The 20,779-nt window shown below is 64.3% G+C and carries 21 protein-coding genes; 15 read left to right on the forward strand and 6 right to left on the reverse strand.

Features of this window, described 5'->3' with window-relative positions; translation table 11 throughout:
- Positions 1-30 precede the first annotated feature (30 nt).
- A complete protein-coding gene (locus ABW18_RS10230; RefSeq protein ID WP_083444361.1) occupies positions 31-1,212 on the forward strand; it encodes a tellurite resistance/C4-dicarboxylate transporter family protein in 1,182 nt (393 codons plus the stop codon).
- Here the strand turns inward: ABW18_RS10230 and ABW18_RS10235 are convergent.
- From ABW18_RS10235 to ABW18_RS22710, 6 genes are all read right to left on the reverse strand, one after another.
- Entirely contained in the window at positions 1,193-1,522 is a 330-nt protein-coding gene (locus ABW18_RS10235; protein WP_049698866.1) for a cupin domain-containing protein, read from the reverse strand. The genes ABW18_RS10230 and ABW18_RS10235 overlap by 20 nt on opposite strands.
- 83 nt (positions 1,523-1,605) lie before the next feature.
- Positions 1,606-4,857 (reverse strand): helicase HerA domain-containing protein, encoded by a 3,252-nt coding sequence (locus ABW18_RS10240; RefSeq protein ID WP_049698867.1) that lies wholly within the window; start codon positions 4,855-4,857, stop codon positions 1,606-1,608.
- The gene (locus tag ABW18_RS10245; protein ID WP_049698868.1) at positions 4,857-5,510 is read right to left on the reverse strand and encodes a MarR family transcriptional regulator; all 654 of its coding nucleotides are present in this window, start codon (positions 5,508-5,510) and stop codon (positions 4,857-4,859) included. Before ABW18_RS10245 ends, ABW18_RS10240 begins: the two co-directional genes overlap by 1 nt.
- Positions 5,492-6,574, reverse strand: coding sequence for a DUF559 domain-containing protein (locus ABW18_RS10250; RefSeq protein ID WP_049698869.1), 1,083 nt, complete (start codon positions 6,572-6,574; stop codon positions 5,492-5,494). Before ABW18_RS10250 ends, ABW18_RS10245 begins: the two co-directional genes overlap by 19 nt.
- Positions 6,575-6,654: 80 nt before the next feature.
- Positions 6,655-7,404 (reverse strand): DUF2127 domain-containing protein, encoded by a 750-nt coding sequence (locus ABW18_RS10255; RefSeq protein ID WP_049698870.1) that lies wholly within the window; start codon positions 7,402-7,404, stop codon positions 6,655-6,657.
- A gap of 31 nt (positions 7,405-7,435) precedes the next feature.
- Positions 7,436-8,380 carry a LysR family transcriptional regulator gene (locus tag ABW18_RS22710; RefSeq protein WP_049698871.1) on the reverse strand — a complete coding sequence of 315 codons (945 nt, stop codon included), beginning with the start codon at positions 8,378-8,380 and terminating at the stop codon, positions 7,436-7,438.
- A 121-nt stretch (positions 8,381-8,501) separates the two neighbouring features.
- Here ABW18_RS22710 and ABW18_RS10265 point away from each other — a divergent pair, with 121 nt between their 5' ends.
- From ABW18_RS10265 to ABW18_RS10330, 14 genes are all read left to right on the forward strand, one after another.
- Positions 8,502-9,893 carry an MFS transporter gene (locus tag ABW18_RS10265; RefSeq protein WP_160318049.1) on the forward strand — a complete coding sequence of 464 codons (1,392 nt, stop codon included), beginning with the start codon at positions 8,502-8,504 and terminating at the stop codon, positions 9,891-9,893.
- Between the two features lie 260 nt (positions 9,894-10,153).
- The gene (gene rpsH, locus ABW18_RS10270) at positions 10,154-10,552 is read left to right on the forward strand and encodes a 30S ribosomal protein S8 (protein ID WP_005170410.1); all 399 of its coding nucleotides are present in this window, start codon (positions 10,154-10,156) and stop codon (positions 10,550-10,552) included.
- Positions 10,553-10,567: 15 nt separating this feature from the next.
- Positions 10,568-11,104, forward strand: a complete 537-nt coding sequence (gene rplF, locus ABW18_RS10275) for a 50S ribosomal protein L6 (protein WP_005208387.1) — start codon at positions 10,568-10,570, stop codon at positions 11,102-11,104.
- A gap of 3 nt (positions 11,105-11,107) precedes the next feature.
- A complete protein-coding gene (gene rplR / locus ABW18_RS10280; RefSeq protein ID WP_049698873.1) occupies positions 11,108-11,512 on the forward strand; it encodes a 50S ribosomal protein L18 in 405 nt (134 codons plus the stop codon).
- A 49-nt stretch (positions 11,513-11,561) separates the two neighbouring features.
- A complete protein-coding gene (gene rpsE, locus ABW18_RS10285; protein WP_005170418.1) occupies positions 11,562-12,203 on the forward strand; it encodes a 30S ribosomal protein S5 in 642 nt (213 codons plus the stop codon).
- Between the two features lie 3 nt (positions 12,204-12,206).
- Positions 12,207-12,386 carry a 50S ribosomal protein L30 gene (gene rpmD / locus ABW18_RS10290; RefSeq protein WP_005208385.1) on the forward strand — a complete coding sequence of 60 codons (180 nt, stop codon included), beginning with the start codon at positions 12,207-12,209 and terminating at the stop codon, positions 12,384-12,386.
- A gap of 5 nt (positions 12,387-12,391) precedes the next feature.
- Entirely contained in the window at positions 12,392-12,832 is a 441-nt protein-coding gene (gene rplO / locus ABW18_RS10295; protein WP_049698874.1) for a 50S ribosomal protein L15, read from the forward strand.
- 300 nt (positions 12,833-13,132) lie between these two features.
- Complete coding sequence (secY, locus tag ABW18_RS10300; protein WP_049698875.1) at positions 13,133-14,452, forward strand: preprotein translocase subunit SecY; 1,320 nt, start codon at positions 13,133-13,135, stop codon at positions 14,450-14,452.
- Entirely contained in the window at positions 14,449-15,003 is a 555-nt protein-coding gene (locus tag ABW18_RS10305; protein WP_049698876.1) for an adenylate kinase, read from the forward strand. The genes secY and ABW18_RS10305 overlap by 4 nt, the downstream gene beginning before the upstream one ends.
- A gap of 14 nt (positions 15,004-15,017) precedes the next feature.
- Positions 15,018-15,812 (forward strand): type I methionyl aminopeptidase, encoded by a 795-nt coding sequence (gene map / locus ABW18_RS10310; protein WP_049698877.1) that lies wholly within the window; start codon positions 15,018-15,020, stop codon positions 15,810-15,812.
- Positions 15,813-16,035: 223 nt separating this feature from the next.
- Positions 16,036-16,950, forward strand: coding sequence for a carbohydrate ABC transporter permease (locus ABW18_RS10315; RefSeq protein ID WP_197494630.1), 915 nt, complete (start codon positions 16,036-16,038; stop codon positions 16,948-16,950).
- A complete protein-coding gene (locus tag ABW18_RS10320; RefSeq protein WP_152930055.1) occupies positions 16,947-17,867 on the forward strand; it encodes a carbohydrate ABC transporter permease in 921 nt (306 codons plus the stop codon). The genes ABW18_RS10315 and ABW18_RS10320 overlap by 4 nt, the downstream gene beginning before the upstream one ends.
- A 335-nt stretch (positions 17,868-18,202) precedes the next feature.
- The gene (locus ABW18_RS10325) at positions 18,203-19,519 is read left to right on the forward strand and encodes an ABC transporter substrate-binding protein (RefSeq protein ID WP_049698878.1); all 1,317 of its coding nucleotides are present in this window, start codon (positions 18,203-18,205) and stop codon (positions 19,517-19,519) included.
- Positions 19,520-19,588: 69 nt separating this feature from the next.
- Positions 19,589-20,656 carry an ABC transporter ATP-binding protein gene (locus ABW18_RS10330; protein ID WP_049698879.1) on the forward strand — a complete coding sequence of 356 codons (1,068 nt, stop codon included), beginning with the start codon at positions 19,589-19,591 and terminating at the stop codon, positions 20,654-20,656.
- Positions 20,657-20,779 lie beyond the last annotated feature (123 nt).

Consider the following 20,779-nt stretch of genomic DNA (forward strand, 5'->3'; position numbering starts at 1 on the left):
GCGTGTTTCGATTGGGTATAGACATTCGCAATGTGTAGGTCCTTGTGTCTCAACGTGAAAAGGTCGGTCAGTGTGAACGTTTCGCGTGCGGTATCGCCCGATTCGCCCACCCGTCTCCGACGACGCGTACCGCACGCGAGCCTTGGCCAGTTCACTTTCGTCATGGCGACCGGCATCGTGTCGACGGCAATGCACAATGCCGCGTCGCTCGGTAGTGGCACCTACGCCACTCTGGCCAATCTCATTTCGGCGATTCTCTTTGCTTTCGCTGTGGTCGGATATGTCGCGTTGACCGTGTTCACAATTGCCGGGTGGTTCACCGGTTCGGGCGTGGTCAACGAGGTGCGGCGCGAGATCGCGACCGACGGGTTCACCGTGTTGGCCTTCACCGCGGCGAGCGGGGTGCTTGCGGCGCGATCGTTGGCGGCGGGAAGTACTTGGGCCGCAGTCACATTTGCTGTGGTCGCACTCGTGTCGTGGGTGATACTCGGCTACACCGCGGTGATCGCCGCGTTCTTCAGCGCCGCGCAGTCGCGGGAGCATCCCCCGGCGCCGACGACCCCGCTGCCCTGGACACACGTCAACGGCACCTGGTTTCTGATGGTCGTCGGAACCCAGTCGATTGCTGTGGCATTCGGGGCGCTCGCGGCCAAAGAGCGTGTCGACTGGTATGCGGTCGTTGCCGCACTGTGGTGGGGGACCGGTGTGCTGATACTGGTCGTGATGGCGGTGCTGGTCGCCGCGCGGCTGATCATCATCGGCCTGTCGGCGGACGACGAGGTCGCCCCCTACTGGGTGTTCATGGGTGCAGGCGCGATTTCGGTGCTCGCCGGTGCAGAGGTTCTCGGTGTGGGCGCCATGCAGCGGCTGGTCTCGCACGACGTCGTCGGAACGCTCTGTCTGTTGGGTTGGATCTTCGGGACGTGGTTGATACCGCTGCTCGTCGCACTGATGATCTGGCACGCGCGCAGGCCGGGTACCAATTCGGGATTTCGCACCGCGTTGTGGTCGATCGTGTTCCCCATCGGCATGTGGGGGGTGGCCAGCAGACAGTTGGGGATCGCCTGGCAGGTCTCGTGGATCAAGACCATGGGTACCTGGGAGGCGTGGGTGGCGCTGCTGATCTGGGTGATCGTCTTCGTCGGGATGGCGCGATGGTGGTGGCGATGGCTCGGAGCGCGACGTTCGGAGACTAGTTCGCCAGCACGGTGAGCAGTACCGCCGAGTCCTCGTTGGCCCGGAGATTGTGTCGGGCGTCGGGAATGGTGATGAGGTCGCCGGCCACGCCGTGCCACTCGTCGGCGCCCGCGGTGAGCGTCACGTCGCCGCGGAGCACCTGAAGCGTCGCTTCGCCGGGGCTCTGGTGCTCGCCGAGTTCGGTGGAGGCCGCCAATGCGATCACGGTTTGGCGCAGGTGCCGCGCCGAGTTGCCGTGCAGCGTGTGCCCAGCGCGGCGACTGTGCGCGTCGCGCGCCGTGGCGATGAGTTCGTCAACGAGGGCTGGGAGTCGCGTGGTGTCCATGTCTCACGATTGCACGCCCCGCCCGGCGGCGGGTGGCATTGGAGGGCCGCGCCGCCGCGGACTCAGCAGATCCCCATGCGCTTCTAGTCCAGCGACGCGCGCGCGATAGCGATCACCTCGTCCTCGGTGGGCGGACTCTGCGGGTGGTAACTCAGGCACAGCGGGGTGTCGACTTTGACGAAGCGGCCACCGTCGACCGCGGTGTAGAACGTTCCGGTCGACAGTCGGCCGACGTCGGGGATCGGACTTCCCTTGCTGTTTGCCAACTCCTTGGCAGCTTCGATCTGGTTTGGGTGGTTAAGCTTTCCGAAGAACTGAGTCGACGCGTTGCCGCTGACGCGGCCGTGGATTCCCTTCGGGGCCTGTGTCGCGAAGATCAACCCCAATCCGTACTTGCGCGCCTGCGAAGCGAGCGCCAACGTGCTGTGCGTCGCCGTCGTGACGCCCTGCGACGGTGCGTAGTTCTGCGCCTCGTCCATCACCAAGATGCCGCCAAGGGGGCGATCGGAGGCAGGGTGCTTCTTGATCCACGCGAACAACGACATTTGCAGTTGCCCGACGAAGTTCGCGACCCGGGACTCACTTCCGAGTCCCGCGAGGTTGATGACCGACACACGGGCGCGATAGCCCGACGATGGGGTGAGCAGCACACCCGGGTCGGCGGGTGTCGCGGCTTCGTCCAGCAATGGATCGTTGGCCATCGACGCCTTCAGATTCTCCGCCAAATCGATCGCGAGGCGCGGAGCGTCGGCGAGATTCGACACCCCGTCGGGTAGTTCGGACAGCAATGCGACGAAGGACAGCAGGCTTCCGCCGCCGCGGCGACCGAAGTACACCATCGCTTGTCGCAACACCGCCTCAGAGCGTGATGCGCGCGCGCCGCGTTCGGTGGGGCGCGCCTTCGGGAGGAGCGCGCCGACGGCAGAGTCGACCGCCGCGAAAAACTCATCGGAATCGGTTTCCAGCGAGGCGAATTCGGGCAGCGGACGAAAACTCAACGGTCGACCAGAGCGCCGCCCGGGGGTGAACACAACAACCTCTGTGTCGGCGAAATAGCGGTCGGCCGCCTCGCGGTCGGTTGGACTCCAATCTCGCGTACCTTCTGGCCAGGGCATCCCGAGTCGTGCGAGGTCATTGTTGATGTCGAGGACGATTGACGAAACACCTTGCAGGGCCGCCTCTTCGACGATCCGTCGAATGAGAACGGTCTTTCCGGAACCGGAACCAGCGAAGATAGCGGCGTGCTTGCGGAGTGACTCCAAGGGCGTCTCGACAGGTTGGCCGTCGACTGATCGAACGCCAATCGGCAGCACGTCGACAGCGCGTTGATCACCGGACGAACGCGACTCTGTGACAACAGGACTCGCCTCGTCAGGGGTGATCGCTGCTGGAGAGAATGCGTCGGTTTTTGCTGCGTGGGCTCCCGATGATGCACCCTTCGGTGTCTCGGCTTTCGGTGTTTCGACCTCCGGCGTCTCGACGCTTGTGGCCACAGCCTTGGTCAAACCGGGTGTGAGAATTTCTGAGAGGAAGCCGATCTCGGCTGCCGGAGCACGATCGACGATCCAGTCGTGCAACTGCGCTGGTCGCTCAGAACGCAACTGCGCCAATGCCATGAGGCGTCGGATGTCGTCGTCTGGCCAGGCGATCACCCGGCCGCCGCGCCGATGCAGTTCATCGACCAACTGTGCGGTCTTGGGTCCCGTCGGCCACGGCTGGCGCCTGAGCACCACCAGGGTGCGCTCGACCTCGCCGAGGCTGAGCCCAGAGGCGATATTGGCATTGGTGAGGCGGGATTGCACCGCACGGGGATGTGTGGCGGCAAGAGCGCGGAAGCTCCATGACTCTCCGGACTCCGTCGCCGGATCGATGACATGACTGATTCGCCCATGCAGCAGAGCTTTTGCCCCCGGCTTGGGGTCCTGATGCCACTTCCCGGCTTCATCGGGTAGCGCTTCGATCCATGCGCCGAGCCCGGCCTGCAGCAGGTCAGGAACGATGACATCCTCTGTGGTGTGGTCAAGCGCGACGGCAGGGTCGGCTTGCTCGACCAACTCGCGATAGCGCTTCTCGATCGCGCCGACATCTGTTGTCGCCACGAGCGTATCGCTCCCGGAAGGGACGTCGGTCGACTGCTCACGAGCGGTGTCGTTGGCTTCGCGTGTTGGCGTATCGGTGTCGTTCAATGTTGTGATCGACGCGAACGTGCCGCTGCGCAGCATCGCCGCAACCTGCCGGTCGACGGCCATCATCAGTTCGCGCGGGGTATATCGCTGTGCATCGGTGAGCGCGATATCGTCGACAGGCCAATGTGGCTGGGGTGGCGTGAAGTTGATCTGGGCGAAACCCGGTGCGAAACGCTTGGCGAGGAGCTCACGCGCGAAGTCGGCCGATGACGGCCGTTGCAGCATCGGTGGTTTGCGGAAGCGTTCGACTGCGGAGCGCATCACCCTGCTCTCGAGGTGTTCCCAAGCCGCCGTGATGCTCGAGACAACAGTGGTCGTCCGACTCATATTCTCGCGCAAGGCCATCAAGCCGTGAGCCACCTGGTTCACGACGGAATTCTCGTCAGCGGAGGTCGACCATCCCGCTTCGATGAGCGTGTCGATCTGGTCGACGCCCAGAACTGCCGCGGCGTCGAACGCGACTATGCGGGAGATGTTCTGGACCATTTCTTGGTAGCCGAGGGTCGCGTTGCGGATACCCCACTCGGCCAACTCGTCTACGTCGTCGACATCAAGGTGCAGAAAAGCCTCACCGAGGTCCCTCGCGTCGTAGTCCTGTGAGGCGGTCAGTACCAGCGCGCGCAAGATGTGCTGCGACCGTCGCCGATGGGGGTGACGCCGATACACGCCCGCCACGAACTCTTCGAGTGCCGGCACTGTGAGCGTCGCTTCACCGACGACTGCTGCCCGTGTTGACTCCGACACGTCGGCTTCTCGGGCGAGGTGGTCGAGGAGTTGCGCGAGCTGTGTCGGATGTGTCGGGCTGGGGCGATTGAGACTCTCGAGCACAGCGACCGTGACCGACTTCCAGAAGTCGCTGCCGTCGAGCAATCTCACCAAAAAGAAGTAGCCGCCGTGCTGCTGTACGCGTTGACGGATCTGCCCGAGAAGGTGCGTCTTGCCCGAGCCCGCTACGCCGCGGATCACCACGCCGATGGGGCTGGCTGACTCCGACCGCTGAGCGTCGGCGAAACTACGCATCGTCTCGTCGGCGACCTGCTCGTGCAAGCCGGCTACGTGATAGGTGCCTGACGTGCCCCATACGTCGTCGGGGGTGTCGGCCCAGTCGAGTCGGATCGACTCGAGTGCCTGGCGAATGTCGTTGTCCATCAGTCCTCCTCGACTGCGAACAGGTGGCACGGTTGCGTGCCGACCACCACAGCGGCTGCTCGGTCAGCCTCGCTGAGACGGGCGCGGTCGTCCTGAGGGATCAGACTGACGCCCGGGCGGTCCTGCAAGACGAGGATCGCAGCGTTGAACTCGGAATGGCCGACGTCAGGTAGCGCCGAACGGAGTGCTGCGACGTCGACGAGCGCGCCGCGCTGATGAGCCAGCGACTTGTATGTGGCGACGATGCGGGCGCCGATGTTCGCGGCCTTCGACGACGCGGGCGGCGCGGCCTCGACGACGGGGCGCGGACGGCCGAAGACTTCGTACAGTCGGAAGTCTTCGGCGTCGAGATGACGCCCGATTGCGTTGAGGACGGCATACAGCGCGCGGATCGGGGGCAACGAGCGGTCCGGCGGCCCTGCACGCAATTCGTCTGCACACCAAGCCCACCCGCGGTCGGTGAGCGAGTGGTAGAGCGCATTGCGCTCGCCTTTGCGCGACTCGATCAGGCCGTGTTCGGTCAACTTCTGTCGTCCAGGCTTGTCGAGGTTGGGGCCCAGCTCGCGTAGGCGAGGAGTCGACACCTCCGTGGACTCCGCCATGAGGACGAAGAGCACCGCGCTTTGGCTCGGTGTCAGCTTCGGGTGGTCCACTGTGACTCCTTCAGATGAGGTCCAGGTGCAGTAGGCGAGCTGGGTGTCGGATGGTGATGGGTGAGAACTTCGCGCAGTTCCGCTACGACTGACGACGTGTCGCCAAGAACCTGTTCGTTGGTGTAGCGGAGCACTACGTAGCCGTGCCGCTGCAGCATATTGTCGCGGCGACGGTCACGCGCGTACTTGTCGGCTCGACGATGGTCCGGGCCATCGACTTCGACGATGACTCGCGCATCCGGCCACAGAACGTCGACTCTTGCGACTCCCGACAATGCGGTGAGATCGGTGGGGCAGCGATTCCAGAGGCGTCCCGCTGACCAACTATGTTGGGCCAGTGCGTATTCGAGCGCCTGCTCCGCAGCGCTGTGTGGAGCGGGAGCGCCCGTCGGTCGGGAGACGATCAATATCGGTCGCAACGGGTCGGTCGGGACGGGCGCGGTGGATGAGGCAATCCCGAGGCGCAGCACAGGTACCCGGCGCACCTCGGGTAATGCGTCGGCGGTGAGCCAGACGGTCATGTTGGCATGCTCCGCGAGCCACGCACACGCCGATGCCGCGGTTCGCTGCGCATCATGGGAGAGCGCGCTGCTTGCGCGAACGGCAAGCACCACCTCGGGCCGACCGTAGAAGTGGCGTAGCAATGCGACCAACACGGCAGCCCGTTGTTCAGGAATCGCCGACGGCGTCGTGCGTTCGTTGGCGGCGCCCGCCCGCGCGAGCGGTACAACCACAGCGGTCGACAGGCCGACGTCGGTACACAGCCGCCGGGCCAGCGTCTCTGCGTCGTCGACGTCGAGTTGCTCTCCGGTTGACCTGCCCGGTAGCCAGGCGGGAAACAAGGTGATGAGCGCGGATTCGAGTGCCTCGAGGATCTCGGTGGCGACCTGCCGTGCAGTTCGTTCGTCAGGGCCGCGGTAATCCAAGATCACCGGCAGTTCGGGCGCTACGGCTTCAGCGAAGTCGTCGATTGCCGGGCCGTATACGTCCGCGAGGCGGACTACGCGTCCGGGACGGATCGCGTGGCCGAACGGTGGCGGCGTATCACTGTCGGCGTGAGTCATCGGACGTGAATATAGCCTCCACCACCGACTGGTGTGCGATGTGGCGGTGCGCTCGGTGACCGCCGCCGACGCGGCCTGGCTCAGCCAGCCGCCCGCTCGACGGTGAGGAGGCTCTCGGCGCTGTGTTCGGCGCGGTAGGCCGCCTCGCCGCCGCGGACTCCGAACAGGCGCTTGCTCCAGATGAGCCAGACCACCGCGGCGACGTTGATCGCGAGCAGCAGCACCTTGAACACGGTCACCTTCTCGACGAGTTCGTAGACCTCGAGCGGGATGAAGATGCTGGTGACGATCACCGCGAAGTACTCGCCCCAGCGTTTGGCGAACCACAAGCCGTACGCCTCGACGAACTGGCTGATTCCGTAGGCGAGCAGCGCACAGCCGACGAGCACGATGGTCGCCGTCGACAACGTGGTTGCCTTCTCGATCCACTGCACGACCTTGGAGTCGTCGATGTTCCAGCCGATCTGGTCGGCGATCGGTTTGAGGAGCGGCATCTCGGCGTCGAACTTCTCGTGCAGAGTCTGTTGGCTGTTGCGCAGCTCGATCACGAATATGCCTGCGATGACGAGAAAGACTCCGCGGATCAGGCGCTCGACGGCCAGCAGTCGCATGATGATCAGGTCGCGCAGCAACCGACCGCGCGGAACCTCCGGCGCCTGGTCGGCGGGACCGCTGCTGCGTGGTGAGCCGACGGCGTAATCGCCGCAGCGCAAGCACCGCCACGCGTCGCCGACGCTGGTCTCGGTGTGCAGGTGATCGGCGAGGTCGGACTCGTCGGGACGATAGGTCTCGTGGCCGCGTAGGCCGCAGGAGATCAGTTCCCAATTCACCGCAGCAGCCTAGCCCTCGACGGCAGGCGGGTCACGACGCCGCGGCGATCTCACCTGGTTGAGTGACCTCGTCACCGCCGTTGACTCCGACGCTTGCCGCGTACAGCAGGTCGCGGAAGTCGCCGACGACCGGACGCTCGGGCGACCACACCATCCGAATCCAGGATGTGTGCGGCGCGATGTCGAGATCTACCGCGACGAGTTGCCCGGCGGCCGACGTACGGCCGATGGCGAACTTCGGGGCCATCACCACTCCGAGGCCGTTTGCCGCCCAACTGAAGGCGACAACGAGGCTCGGCATGGATTCCATCGGTTCGGGCAGCATGTCCTCGATGCCGAGGTGTGTCGCGCACCGTCGGGGGCCGCTCAGGATGTGCTCGCCGACAAGGTCGGCGATGGTGAGGCGCTTGTGTCGAGCAAGCGAATGGCCCGAGGCCATCGCGATTGCGGTGGTGACGGGGACCAGGTCGGCGTAGCAGACGTCTGTGCGCTGCGTCGCCGGCAGGAGCCAGCGGTCGGCCGCGTCGTCGTGCATGTCGAGTACGAGTCCGACGTCGGCGCTGCCCGACGCCACCGCGTCGACGACGCGCGTGGGGTCACTGAGTGTGTCCACGGCGACGGTACTGCCGGGAACCCGGTTGCCGAACTCGCGCAGAATGCCGGGGATCTGTGTGGCGACCATGTGTTCGGTGCTCGCGACACGCAGGGGCGCGGTCGTGGCCGCGGCCGTGACGGAACGGCCGAGTCTGGCCCAGCGGTCGAGGAACTCGGGGCCCTGGGCGGCCAGCACGAGTCCGGCGTCGGTCAGGCGCATCCCGCTCGACGAGCGGTGATATAGCTGCACTCCGAGGACGCGTTCGAGCACCCTGATCTGCTGCGACACCGACGATGGGGCCAGGTCGAGGGCAGCCGCGGCACCGAGGACAGTGCGATGCTCGGCGACCGCCAGAAAGGTCCGTACGTGTCGGATTTCCATGAGTGCTACTCCTCGCTTGGGGCCGGGAGGCATGACGCATCGGATGGTGTTCGGAAAAACCGCACACTCCCTGCGTCTATTCCGGTCGATCGACGTCGGGCGTCAGCAGCATCCTGATGCCGTGCCAACGACAACTCGCGAACCCTCCAGATCACGACGCCGCTCGGGCGAGGTCATGCGTGGTCGCACCATCAGCAACGTCGGGGTCTCGCTCGGCTACCTGTTGGTGCTGGTCGACTCGACTGTCCTCAACGTCGCGCTACCGGATATAGCCAGGTCGCTGGGTGGGAGTGTCGCCGGACAACAGTGGGTCGTCAGCGCCTACCTGGTCACCTTCGGTGCACTGCTGCTGAGTTCCGGGGCGATCGCCGACCGCTATGGCGCCTTGCGCACGTACCGGGTCGGCGTATTTCTCTTCGTGCTCACGTCCGTGTTGTGCGCTCTCGCTCCGACGCTGCTGATCCTTATCGTCCTGCGCGCATTCCAGGGCGCTGCGGCCGCGCTGATCCCGGGGACGACGCTGGCACTCATCGGGAGGATGAATCCAGAACCAGCCGACAGGCACCGCGCGATCGGCCTCTACGCGCTGGTCACCGGGTGCGGTTTCGCGGCAGGTCCGACCGTCGGTGGAATCCTCATCGCCGCCGGTGGGTGGCGGTGGATCTTCCTGATCAACGTTCCGGTGGGAGTTCTCGCGCTGGCCTGGAGTCGATACTTTCCGGCTGACCCGAAGGCACGCGACCGCGGTGCCCGACTCGACGTGCGCGGACAGGTACTCGCGGTGGTGTTCTTCGCGCTCGTGGTCGTCGTCATCATCGAAACGGGGGAGCGATCGCCAATCGCGGCGTGGGCGCTGATCCCGACGGTGTGTGCGGCCGGATTGCTCTACTGGTCGGATCGACGCAGCGCCGCCCCGGCGATTCCCGTGCGTCTGCTCCGCATCCCGCCGATCCTGCGAGGAACGTTGTACGGCTTCACAATTCAGGTGGTGATGGCGTCGACGCTGTTTGTCGCGAGCCTGTATCTGATCAACGCACGCGGGTTGTCGCCGTTGGGAGCGGGCCTCGTCCTCATCGCCTACACGTTCGGGCCATGCGTCCTCGGCCCGGTTGTGGGGCGCGTGGTCGCCGCGCGTGGGCCGCAGTTGCCGGCGTTGCTGGGCCAGTCCGCGGCTGTGGTGGGTTCTGTCGCGATCGCCGCGGTGATGTTCGTCGGCGGACCATTGTGGGCGTTGATTGCGACGATGCTGATAGCCGGAGCGGCATTACCGCTGGTGATCGTGCCGATAACCGGGCTCGTCGTAGCGGGTGCTCCTGCGGGTTCTGCGGGTACGGCAGGCGGCCTGTTCAGTGCGTCGCGTCAACTCGGCGGGGCGTTCGGTGTCGCCGCACTCGGGGCGGTGTTGGCGTCGGTTGGTGGTGCCGACGGCGCAGCGTGGGCGATGATGGCCGCGGCCGTCGTGGCGGCGATAGCCCTTCTCGGTATGGTCGTACGTCCGCATCGCGTGCGGTGACGCAAAGGTCGCTGCGGCCATCGATTTGGGTCTGGCCAGCCGATTCTCTACACTAGAACGGTTGCCTGTGCACCTTCGCGTGTCCGCACTCGGGTCACGGCTACAACTGAATAGTCTCCGGTGCTGGCGAAATGCCAAGGGCACCGGCGGCGAGAACCTATTCACTATCCACTTCGTGGAAGGCCCACCGCAGGTCACAGGAGAAATCCTGACGATCGGCGCTGCATGGGAACCGCTACGAGAAAGGTTGACGGTCAACCATGACCATGACTGACCCGATCGCAGACTTCTTGACACGTCTGCGTAACGCCAATTCGGCGTTCCATGACGAGGTGACCCTCCCGTCGTCGAAGCTCAAGGTGAACATCGCCGAGATCTTGAAGCGCGAGGGCTACATCACCGATTACCGCACCGAAGATGCGGAGGTCGGCAAGAACCTCGTCGTCTCCCTCAAGTACGGCCCCAGCCGTGAGCGCTCCATCGCAGGACTGCGCCGCGTGTCCAAGCCGGGCCTGCGGGTGTACGCAAAGTCCACCAACCTGCCCAAGGTCCTGGGCGGCCTCGGCGTGGCCATCATCTCCACGTCGTCCGGTCTGCTCACCGATCGCCAGGCAGCCAACCAGGGCGTGGGCGGCGAAGTCCTCGCCTACGTCTGGTAAGGGGAGGTAAGCACAATGTCGCGTATCGGTAAGAATCCGATCGAGATCCCCGCGGGCGTCACCGTCTCCATCGACGGACAGACGGTCACCGTGAAGGGACCCAAGGGCGAGCTGAGCCACGTTGTCACCAGCCCCATCCAGGTGGCGCAGGAAGACAACACCATCGTGGTGACCCGCCCCAACGACGAGCGTCGTAACCGTGCACTGCACGGTCTGAACCGCTCGCTGGTTGCCAACCTGGTCGACGGCGTGACCAAGGGCTACACCACGAAGATGGAAATCTTCGGTGTCGGCTACCGCGTCGCAGCCAAGGGTCGCGACCTCGAGTTCGCGCTCGGTTACAGCCATCCCGTGCCGATCGAGGCTCCCGAGGGCATCACCTTTGCCGTCGAGTCGCCCACCAAGTTCTCGGTGTCGGGTATCGACAAGCAGCAAGTCGGCCAGATCTCGGCGAACATCCGCCGCCTGCGTCGTCCCGACCCCTACAAGGGCAAGGGCATTCGCTACGAGGGTGAGCAGATCCGTCGCAAGGTCGGAAAGACGGGTAAGTAAGCCATGAGTGATACAGCAACCAAAACTGTCCGCAAGCCCATCGGCAAGGACGTGTCGACCCGTCGTCGCACCGCGACCGGAAATCGTCACTTCCGCCTTCGCAAGAAGGTCAGCGGAACGCCGCAGCGTCCGCGTCTGGCCGTCAAGCGCAGCAGCCGTCACATCCACGTGCAGCTGATCGACGACCTCGCGGGCAAGACCCTCGCAGCAGCGTCGACCATCGAGGCTGACGTGCGTGCAGCCGGCGGCGACAAGTCGGCACAGGCTCGTCGCGTCGGCGAACTGATCGCCGCTCGCGCCAAGGCCGCAGGTGTCGAGGCCGTCGTGTTCGACCGTGGTGGCAAGAACTACCACGGCCGTATCGCCGCGCTCGCCGACGCCGCCCGTGAGGGAGGCCTGCAGTTCTGATGATGACCAGCAACAACAGCAAGACCAACATGACCGGAGGGAACCTCTGATGCCCGGACGTCAGCGTGACGGCGGAAACGGACCCGCCGGTAACGACAACAACAACAACCAGGGCGGCAACGACCGCCGCGGTGGCCGCGATCGTCGTAACGACCGCGGACGCGATCGTGACCAGGAGCGCAACCAGCTCGAGCGCGTCGTCACCATCAACCGTGTCTCCAAGGTGGTCAAGGGTGGACGTCGGTTCTCCTTCACCGCTCTCGTGGTCGTCGGCGACGGCCAGGGCATGGTCGGTGTCGGCTATGGCAAGGCCAAGGAAGTTCCGGCCGCGATCCAGAAGGGCGTCGAAGAGGCTCGCAAGAACTTCTTCCGCGTTCCGCTGATCGCAGGCACCGTGACCCACCCGGTTCAGGGTGAGGCTGCGGCCGGTGTCGTGATGCTGCGTCCGGCAAGCCCCGGTACCGGTGTCATCGCCGGTGGCGCGGTGCGTGCCGTGCTCGAGTGCGCAGGCGTGCACGACGTCCTCGCCAAGAGCCTCGGCTCCGACAACGCGATCAACGTGGTGCACGCGACCGTGGCCGCACTGAAGATGCTGCAGCGTCCCGAAGAGGTCGCCGCACGTCGCGGTCTGCCGATCGAAGATGTGGCGCCGGCCGGTATGCTCCGGGCGCGCGCAGGCCAGGGAGTGTAAGACATGGCACAGCTGAAGATCACCCAGGTGAAGGGCACCATCGGTGCCAAGAGCAACCAGCGTGACAGCCTGCGGACCCTTGGACTCAGGGGCATCCGCCAGACCGTCACCCGCGAGGACACCCCGATCAACCGCGGTTTGATCAACGTGGTTGCACACCTCGTGACAGTCGAAGAGGTTTAAGAGCAATGACCATCAAACTCCATCACCTTCGCCCCGCTCCGGGCGCGAAGACCGATAAGACCCGTGTGGGTCGCGGTGAGGGGTCCAAGGGTAAGACCGCCGGTCGCGGCACCAAGGGCACCAAGGCACGCAAGAACGTGCCTGCAGCCTTCGAGGGCGGCCAGATGCCGATCCACATGCGGTTGCCGAAGCTCAAGGGCTTCACCAACCCCAACCGGGTCGAGTACCAGGTCGTCAACGTCGGCGACATCGCCAAGCTGTTCCCGCAGGGCGGCACCATCGGCGTCGACGAGCTCGTCGCTGCCGGTGCGGTTCGCAAGAACCAGCTGGTGAAGGTCCTCGGCGACGGTGAGCTGAGCGTCGCGGTCAACGTGACCGCGAACAAGTTCACGGCGTCGGCCAAGGAAAAGATCGCCGCTGCCGGTGGCAGCACCACTGAACTGTAAGAGTTCGTTTCTGACCACAGCGGACGGCAGCACTGTTCTGCCGTCCGCTGTGGTGCCAGCGGGCCGGTTCGTCGAGCTCATCGGGTGTGCATGCACGTACAACGCGCGCCGGGTCGGGCGAGCGGGCTCCGAAAACTTCAGGTGGTGCGGTCCCGCAGAAGTGCCGGCCGTGGCTGCCGGTAGAGTTTCTGGGGTTGCCGCACAACGCAACCACCGATCAACGTCGATTGCCGAGCACGTGGGGGTGGGGTCCGTCTGGCCCCCGAACAACCCGAGCGTGGTCGTTCCTAGGAGGAGTTAGTGTTTTCCCCCCTCGTCGCGGCCATTCGGACGCCCGATCTGAGGAAGAAGATCCTCTTCGTCATCGGCATCATCGTGCTGTATCGCCTCGGCGCGACGGTCCCGTCGCCCGGCGTCGACTACAAGACCGTGCACGCGTGCATCGATCGCATCAACAGCGGTGGCGGCAACCAGGTCTACTCGCTGATCAACCTGTTCTCCGGTGGAGCGCTTCTGCAGCTCTCGGTGTTCGCGATCGGCATCATGCCCTACATCACCGCGAGCATCATCGTGCAGCTGCTCACCGTGGTCATCCCGCGGTTCGAGCAACTCCGTAAGGAGGGCCAGTCCGGTCAGGCCAAGATGACGCAGTACACCCGCTACCTCACCGTGGCGTTGGCACTGCTCCAGTCGACCGGCATCGTCGCCCTCGCCGACCGCGGCACACTGCTCCCGCAGGAGTGCGGCAACGTTCTCACCGATCAGTCGATCTTCGGTCTGTCGATCATCGTGCTCGTCATGACCGCAGGCGCCTGCCTCGTCATGTGGTTCGGTGAGCTGATCACCGAGCGCGGTATCGGCAACGGTATGTCGCTGCTGATCTTCGCGGGCATCGCTGCTCGCATCCCCGCCGAGGGTCGGGCGATCCTCACCAGCCGTGGCGGCCTGGTCTTCGGTCTCGTGTGTCTCGCGGCGCTGATCATCATCGCGGGCGTGGTCTTCATCGAGCAGGGCCAGCGTCGAATCCCGGTGCAGTACGCCAAGCGGATGGTCGGCCGGAAGATGTACGGCGGGTCGTCGACCTATCTGCCGCTCAAGGTCAACCAGGCCGGCGTCATCCCGGTGATCTTCGCGTCGTCGCTGTTGTATCTGCCGCAGTTGATCGTGCAGCTCACCAAGAGTGCCGACGGCACCGAGTCGGGCTGGCAGTCGTGGGTCTCGCGCTATCTCGCCGACCCGAGTAGCTGGGTGTACATCCTCGTCTACTTCGCCATGATCATCTTCTTCACGTACTTCTACGTCGCCGTCACCTTCAATCCCGAAGAGCGTGCCGACGACATGAAGAAGTACGGAGGATTCATCCCCGGTATCCGTCCCGGCCAGCCGACGGCTGATTACCTAGGCTACGTACTGAGCCGCATCACGCTCCCGGGCTCGATCTATCTGGGTATCATCGCTGTACTGCCCAACCTCTTCCTCGAGATCGGCAACAGCGGGGGAGTGCAGAACCTGCCATTTGGGGGCACGGCCGTGTTGATCATGGTCGGCGTGGGTCTGGACACGGTGAAGCAGATCAACAGTCAATTGATGCAACGCAAGTACGAAGGATTCTTGAAGTGAGACTTGTTTTTCTCGGCCCCCCCGGCGCTGGCAAAGGGACTCAGGCAGAACTGCTGTCGGAAGCTCTTGGCATTCCGCACATCTCCACCGGCGACCTGTTCCGCGCCAACATCTCTGAGGGCACCGCGATCGGTATCGAGGCGAAGAAGTACCTCGACGCCGGCGACCTGGTGCCGCCGGAGATCACCGTCGACATGGTCCGCGCACGCCTCAGCGAGCCCGACGCGTCGAAGGGCTTCATCCTCGACGGCTTCCCCCGCTCGATCGAGCAGGCCGAAGCGCTCAACTCGATCCTCGCCGACCTGGACACCGAGCTCGACGCTGTTGTCTCGTTCGTCGTCGACCCCGACGTCGTCGTGGATCGCATGCTCGCGCGCGGTCGCGCCGACGACACCGAAGACGTGATCCGTAACCGCATGGCGGTGTACGACAAAGAGACCGCGCCGCTGCTCGAGTACTACGGCGACCAGGTCAAGACCGTCGACGCAGTCGGCGAGGTCGACGAAGTCCACCAGCGAGTGCTGAGCGCGCTCGGCGTCAAGGTCTCCTAGAGTATCGATCCGCGATGAGGCTCCGTAAGACCAAACGTGTTCCGTTCCGCAGCCCTGGCGAGCTAGACGCCATGGCTGCGGCGGGAGCCGTTGTGGGGCAAGCACTCGTCGCGGTACGCGACGCCGCGAAGGTCGGGGTGAGCACCCTCGAACTCGACGAGGTGGCCGAGTCTGTGATCCGGGGCGCGGGTGCGGTCCCGTCGTTCAAGGGCTATCACGGGTTCACCGGCTCGATCTGCAGCTCCGTGAACGACGTTGTGGTGCACGGAATCCCGTCGTCAACCGTCGTGCTCGCCGAGGGAGATCTCGTCTCGATCGACTGCGGCGCCATTCTCGACGGCTGGCACGGCGACTCCGCGTGGACCTTCGGGGTGGGCGAACTCTCGCAGGCCGACCAGGACCTCTCGGACGCGACACGGCTGTCGATGGAGGCAGGCATCGCCGCAATGGTCGACCGCGCACGCCTCACCGACATCTCGTACGCCATCGAGACCGGAACACGCAAGGCGGAGAAGACCTTTGGACGCGGCTTCGGGATCGTCGACGGTTACGGCGGCCACGGCATCGGGCGCGAGATGCACCTCGATCCGTTCCTGCCGAACGAGGGCGATCCCGGCCACGGTCCGTTGTTGGTGATCGGCTCGACGTTGGCGATCGAGCCTATGCTCACGCTCGGCACCACCGAGACGACCGAACTTCCCGACGGCTGGACCGTCGTCACCGACGACGGCTCGCGCGCCGCCCACTGGGAGCACACCGTCGCGGTTACTGCCGACGGTCCACGCATTCTGACGCAGCGCCCTGCTTGACTTTTCCGGGTGCCCGTTCTTGCGTCGCCCATTCTTTCCGGTTGCCCATTCTTTCCGGTTGCCCAGACGCGCGGTTTCCGCGCCTGTGGGCAACCGCAAGTAGCTCCCGGTTCGGTCGTGTTCACGGCCAATTCATGTGACGTGGTCCACGCGACACCTTCCGGACGTCGGCGGGCAATCATCTCGTTCGCAATCCGTAAGATCGGGGCTGAATACTGCCCGGGTGTCGTCAGTCAACGAGCGGGTGCTTCCGTCGTCGCGCGCCCGGTCGTGGCGTAGCTACGCGCTGTTCATCGCGCTCGTAGCGCCCAATCTGGTGCTGCTCGGAGTGTTCACGTATCGACCGCTCATCGAGAACATCCGAATGTCGTTCTACGACTGGAACATTTCGTCGCCCGGCGCCGACTTCATCGGGTTCTCGAACTACACGGAATGGTTCACGCGCGCCGATACCTGGACCATCGTCGTCAACACCGTGGTCTTCACCGTTGTGGCGGTGGCGGGCAGTATGGCACTGGGACTCGCGTTGGCGCTGTTGCTCGACCGGAAGCTGCGTGGCCGAAACCTGGTGCGATCCATTGTGTTTGCGCCGTTCGTACTCTCCGGCGCAGCGGTGGGTATCGCGTTTCAGTTCGTATTCGATCCGAGCTTCGGTTTGATCAACGACCTGATGCACCGGCTGCACCTCGGGTCGGCACCGGACTTCTACCAGCAACCGCACTGGGCTCTGTTCATGGTCACGGTGACCTACGTGTGGAAGAACCTGGGCTATGCGTTCGTGATCTACCTTGCAGCGTTGCAGGGGAAGCGAATCGACCTCGACGAGGCGGCAGCAATCGACGGGGCCAGCCGCTTCACCTACTTCCGTCGGGTTCTGCTGCCACAGCTTCGTCCGACGACGTTCTTCCTCTCGATCACCGTGCTGCTCAACTCATTACAGGTCTTCGACATCATCAACGTGATGACCCGCGGAGGCCCGCTCGGCAACGGCACCACGACGATGGTCTACCAGGTCTATGAAGAGACGTTCCGCAATTTCCGCGCCGGCTACGGAGCGACGGTTGCGACGATCATGTTCGTCGTGCTGCTCGTCGTCACCGTTGTGCAGGTACGCGTGATGGATCGGTCGCAGGCATGAGCGAGATCGTGATGACGGAGTCGACGACGTCGGGTGACGCGGCGTCGACGACGAGTCCCGCCGGCCCCGACCAACGCGCAAAGGCGTACGCGCGGCGCAAACGCGTTGCCACGGTGTTCGGTTACCTCGCGATGGTCGTCGTCGTGCTCCTGGTGGCGCTACCGCTCGTGTGGATCCTGTTGGCGTCGTTCAAGGATCGATCCGAGATCTACGTGCAGCCCGCCGTGTGGTGGCCGTCCGTGTGGCACCCGGAGAACTACAGCGAGGCGACGACGTCGGTTCCGTTCTGGGACTTCATGCGGAACTCGGTGATCGTGACCTCGATCCTGGGCGTCGTGAAGTTCGCACTCGGGGTGCTGAGCGCGTACGGGCTTGTGTTCCTGCGGTTTCCGTTCAAGAACCTGGTGTTCATCGTGATCATCGCCGCGCTGATGGTGCCGAATCAGATCACGTCGATCACCAACTACGCATTCATTGCACAGCTCGGGCTGCGCAATACGTTCCTCGGCATCATCCTGCCGCTTGCGGGCGTCGCATTCGGAACGTTCTTGATGCGCAACCACTTTCTGTCGATACCCCAGGAGATCATCGAAGCCGCACGCATGGACGGCGCCGGTCACTTCCGGCTACTGACCCGTGTGGTGTTGCCGCTGTCGATCCCGACGATGGTTGCCTTCGCGCTCATCACGCTCGTCAACGAGTGGAACGAATACCTCTGGCCGTTCCTGATGGCCGACGACTACACCGTCGCGACGCTGCCCGTCGGGTTGACGCAGTTGCAGAACAACGACGGCCTGACCAACTGGGGGCCCGTGATGGCCGCGACGGTCCTCGCCATGCTGCCGATGCTCGTCGTCTTCCTGCTCCTGCAGCGCCACATGATCAAGGGCCTGACCTCCGGGGCGGTGAAGGGGTGATCTCGACAGGCTCGATCAGCGGTGGGGACGGCTCGATCAGCGGTGGGAGCTCGATCAGCGGGGTCGGCTCGATCAGCGGCGCATTTCCGCTGGTTGAGCAGGCCGCGAGCGTAGCGAGCTGCCGTGTCGAAACCACTGTGCACTTCTGCGGTGGGGGCTCGATCGACGGGGTGGGTGATCTCGACAGGCTCGATCAGCGGGGTCGGCTCGATCAGCGGTGGGGAGCTCGATCAGCGGTGGGAGCTCGATCAACGGATAGGGCTCGATCGGCGGGTGTCGAAACCACCTGCGCGACAGACAGAGAACGACAAACAGTGGGGAACAGGAGCACACGAATGCACGAGTTGTCTCGCCGCGGTTTTCTCGCGGCTGGTGTCACGTTGGCGGCAGGCCTGGCGGTATCGGCTTGCGCCGGGTCGGGGAGTTCAGAGGGGTCCGACGACGGGGGTGACGCCAACAACCTGACCTTCTGGTCGAACCACCCGGGCAAGTCGACGGCGGTCGAGAAGGAGTTGATCTCGCGCTTCGAGAAGGCCAATCCGGGTATCAAGGTCCAACTGGTCGACGCCGGAAAGAACTACGAGGAAGCGGCGCAGAAGTTCAACGCCGCGCTCTCGGGCGGGTCGCTGCCGGACATCATCATCCTGTCCGACGTGTGGTGGTTCAACTTCGCACTCATCGGTGCTATCGCGCCGCTCGACGACCTGTTCGGCAAGGCGGACGTCAACACCTCCGACTACGTCGATTCGCTTGTGGGCGACTACAAGTGGAACAACAAGACGTGGGCACTGCCATACGCGAGGTCGACACCGCTGTTCTACTACAACGCCGACGTCTGGAAGCAGGCGGGACTGCCTGCCCGCGGGCCGCAGAGCTGGCAGGAGTTCGACGAGTGGGGTCCGCGTATCCAGGGTGTCGTCGGTGGCGGTAAGCAGGCGCACGGCTGGGGCAATGCCGTCGACTACCTTGGCTGGACGTTCCAGGGTCCCACGTGGACTTTCGGTGGTGCCTACTCCGACGAGTGGGATCTGAAGTTCACCGATCCCAAGACGATCGCCGCCGCCAACTACCTTAGTGAGTCGATCAACACCAAGCGCTACGCGAAGATATCCAACGACATCGCAGGCGATTTCAGCGCCGGCATCATCGCCTCCACGGTGGCATCGACCGGCGACCTGTCGGGAATCACCAAGAATGCCAAGTTCAACTTCGGCACAGCGTTCCTGCCTGCGCCCGACGGAACGGTTGGTTGCCCGACGGGAGGCGCGGGCCTTGCGATCCCGGCGCGAATCTCCGACGCGCGAAAGGTCAACGCGCTGAAGTTCATCAACTTCATCACCGACACTGACAACACGGCGTACTTCTCGCAGAACGTCGGGTACATGCCGGTCCGGAAGTCGGCGCTGAACGACCCGTCGATGGTGGCCTTCCTCGACAAGAACCCCAACTTCAAGACGGCGATCGACCAGTTGCCGAAGACCAAGCCGCAGAACTACGCTCGCGTCTTTGTGCCCGGTGGCGACAAGATCATCGGTACGGGCTACGAGAAGATCGGCCTGCAGAACGCTGACGTCAACGACACCATGGCCGATGTGAACAAGCAGATCCAACAGATCTACGACACCCAGATCAAGCCGAAGTTGCCGAAATGATGAGCAGCACAATCGGTATCGGCCACGTCAACAGAGACTCGGCCATTATCGACGCAGTGGGAGCGTGACGTGGCGGTAGTGACATTCGACGGGGCGACGCGTCAGTTCAGTCCTGACGCGTCGCCCGCCGTCGACCATCTCGACCTCGAGGTGGCAGACGGAGAGTTCATGGTGCTCGTCGGGCCGTCGGGATGCGGCAAGTCGACGACGCTTCGTATGCTGGCTGGCCTCGAGTCGGTGGAAGCGGGTTCCATCAGCATCGACGGACAGGACGTCATCGGTCTCGAACCCAAATCCCGCGATGTGGCGATGGTGTTCCAGAACTACGCGCTGTACCCCAACATGACGGTCGCGCAGAACATGGGATTCGCGCTACGCAACGCCGGAATGTCGAAGAACGACACGGCAACCCGCGTGTCCGAGGTCGCCGCGATGCTCGAACTCGAGGAGCTGCTCGACCGCAAACCGTCGAAACTTTCCGGCGGCCAGCGTCAGCGAGTGGCGATGGGACGAGCAATTGTTCGGCGTCCCAAGGTCTTCTGCATGGACGAGCCGCTGTCGAACCTCGACGCCAAGCTGCGTGTGAGCACCCGCGCGCAGATCGCCGCACTACAGCGTGAATTGGGTACGACGACGCTCTACGTCACGCATGATCAGGTCGAGGCCATGACGATGGGCGATCGTGTCGCGGTGCTCCGCAAAGGTGTTCTGCAACAGGTGGGTAGCCCGCGCGAAATCTACGCGCGCCCGGCAAACACCTTCGTCGCCGGGTTCATGGGCTCACCTCAGATGTGTCTGATCGACGTCGACATCGACGCCGGCCGTGCGCATCTCGGCGACGCCGAGATCGCCGTTCCCCGTTCAGCGCCACAGCGGTTGGTGGTCGGGCTGCGGGCTGAATCGTGGCAGGTCACGGGTCCGGGGACGCTCGGTTCACTAACGGCGCGTATCGAATTGGTCGAGGAACTGGGGTCCGAGCAGTTCGTCTACTGCTCGGCCGACGTCGCCGTTCGAGACGGACGGATCGTCGTCCGTGCCGACCACAGGCACGAGTTCAAGGTCGGTGAATCGCTCGGCCTGATCCCGGATGCAGGCGAATTGCACTGGTTCGAAGGGGATTCGGGTATTCGTCTCTGAGTGGTCGACCACCTCAGCGGGCAGCGAGCGACGAGATCAGTGCGTCGATGGGCACCATGCCTATGTACTGACCGTTCTCGTCGCAGCACACGAGCGGGTCGAACCGCGTGTGCCTCGGCCGGG

The sequence above is a fragment of the Gordonia jacobaea genome, from assembly GCF_001186365.1.
Lineage (GTDB): Bacteria > Actinomycetota > Actinomycetes > Mycobacteriales > Mycobacteriaceae > Gordonia > Gordonia jacobaea.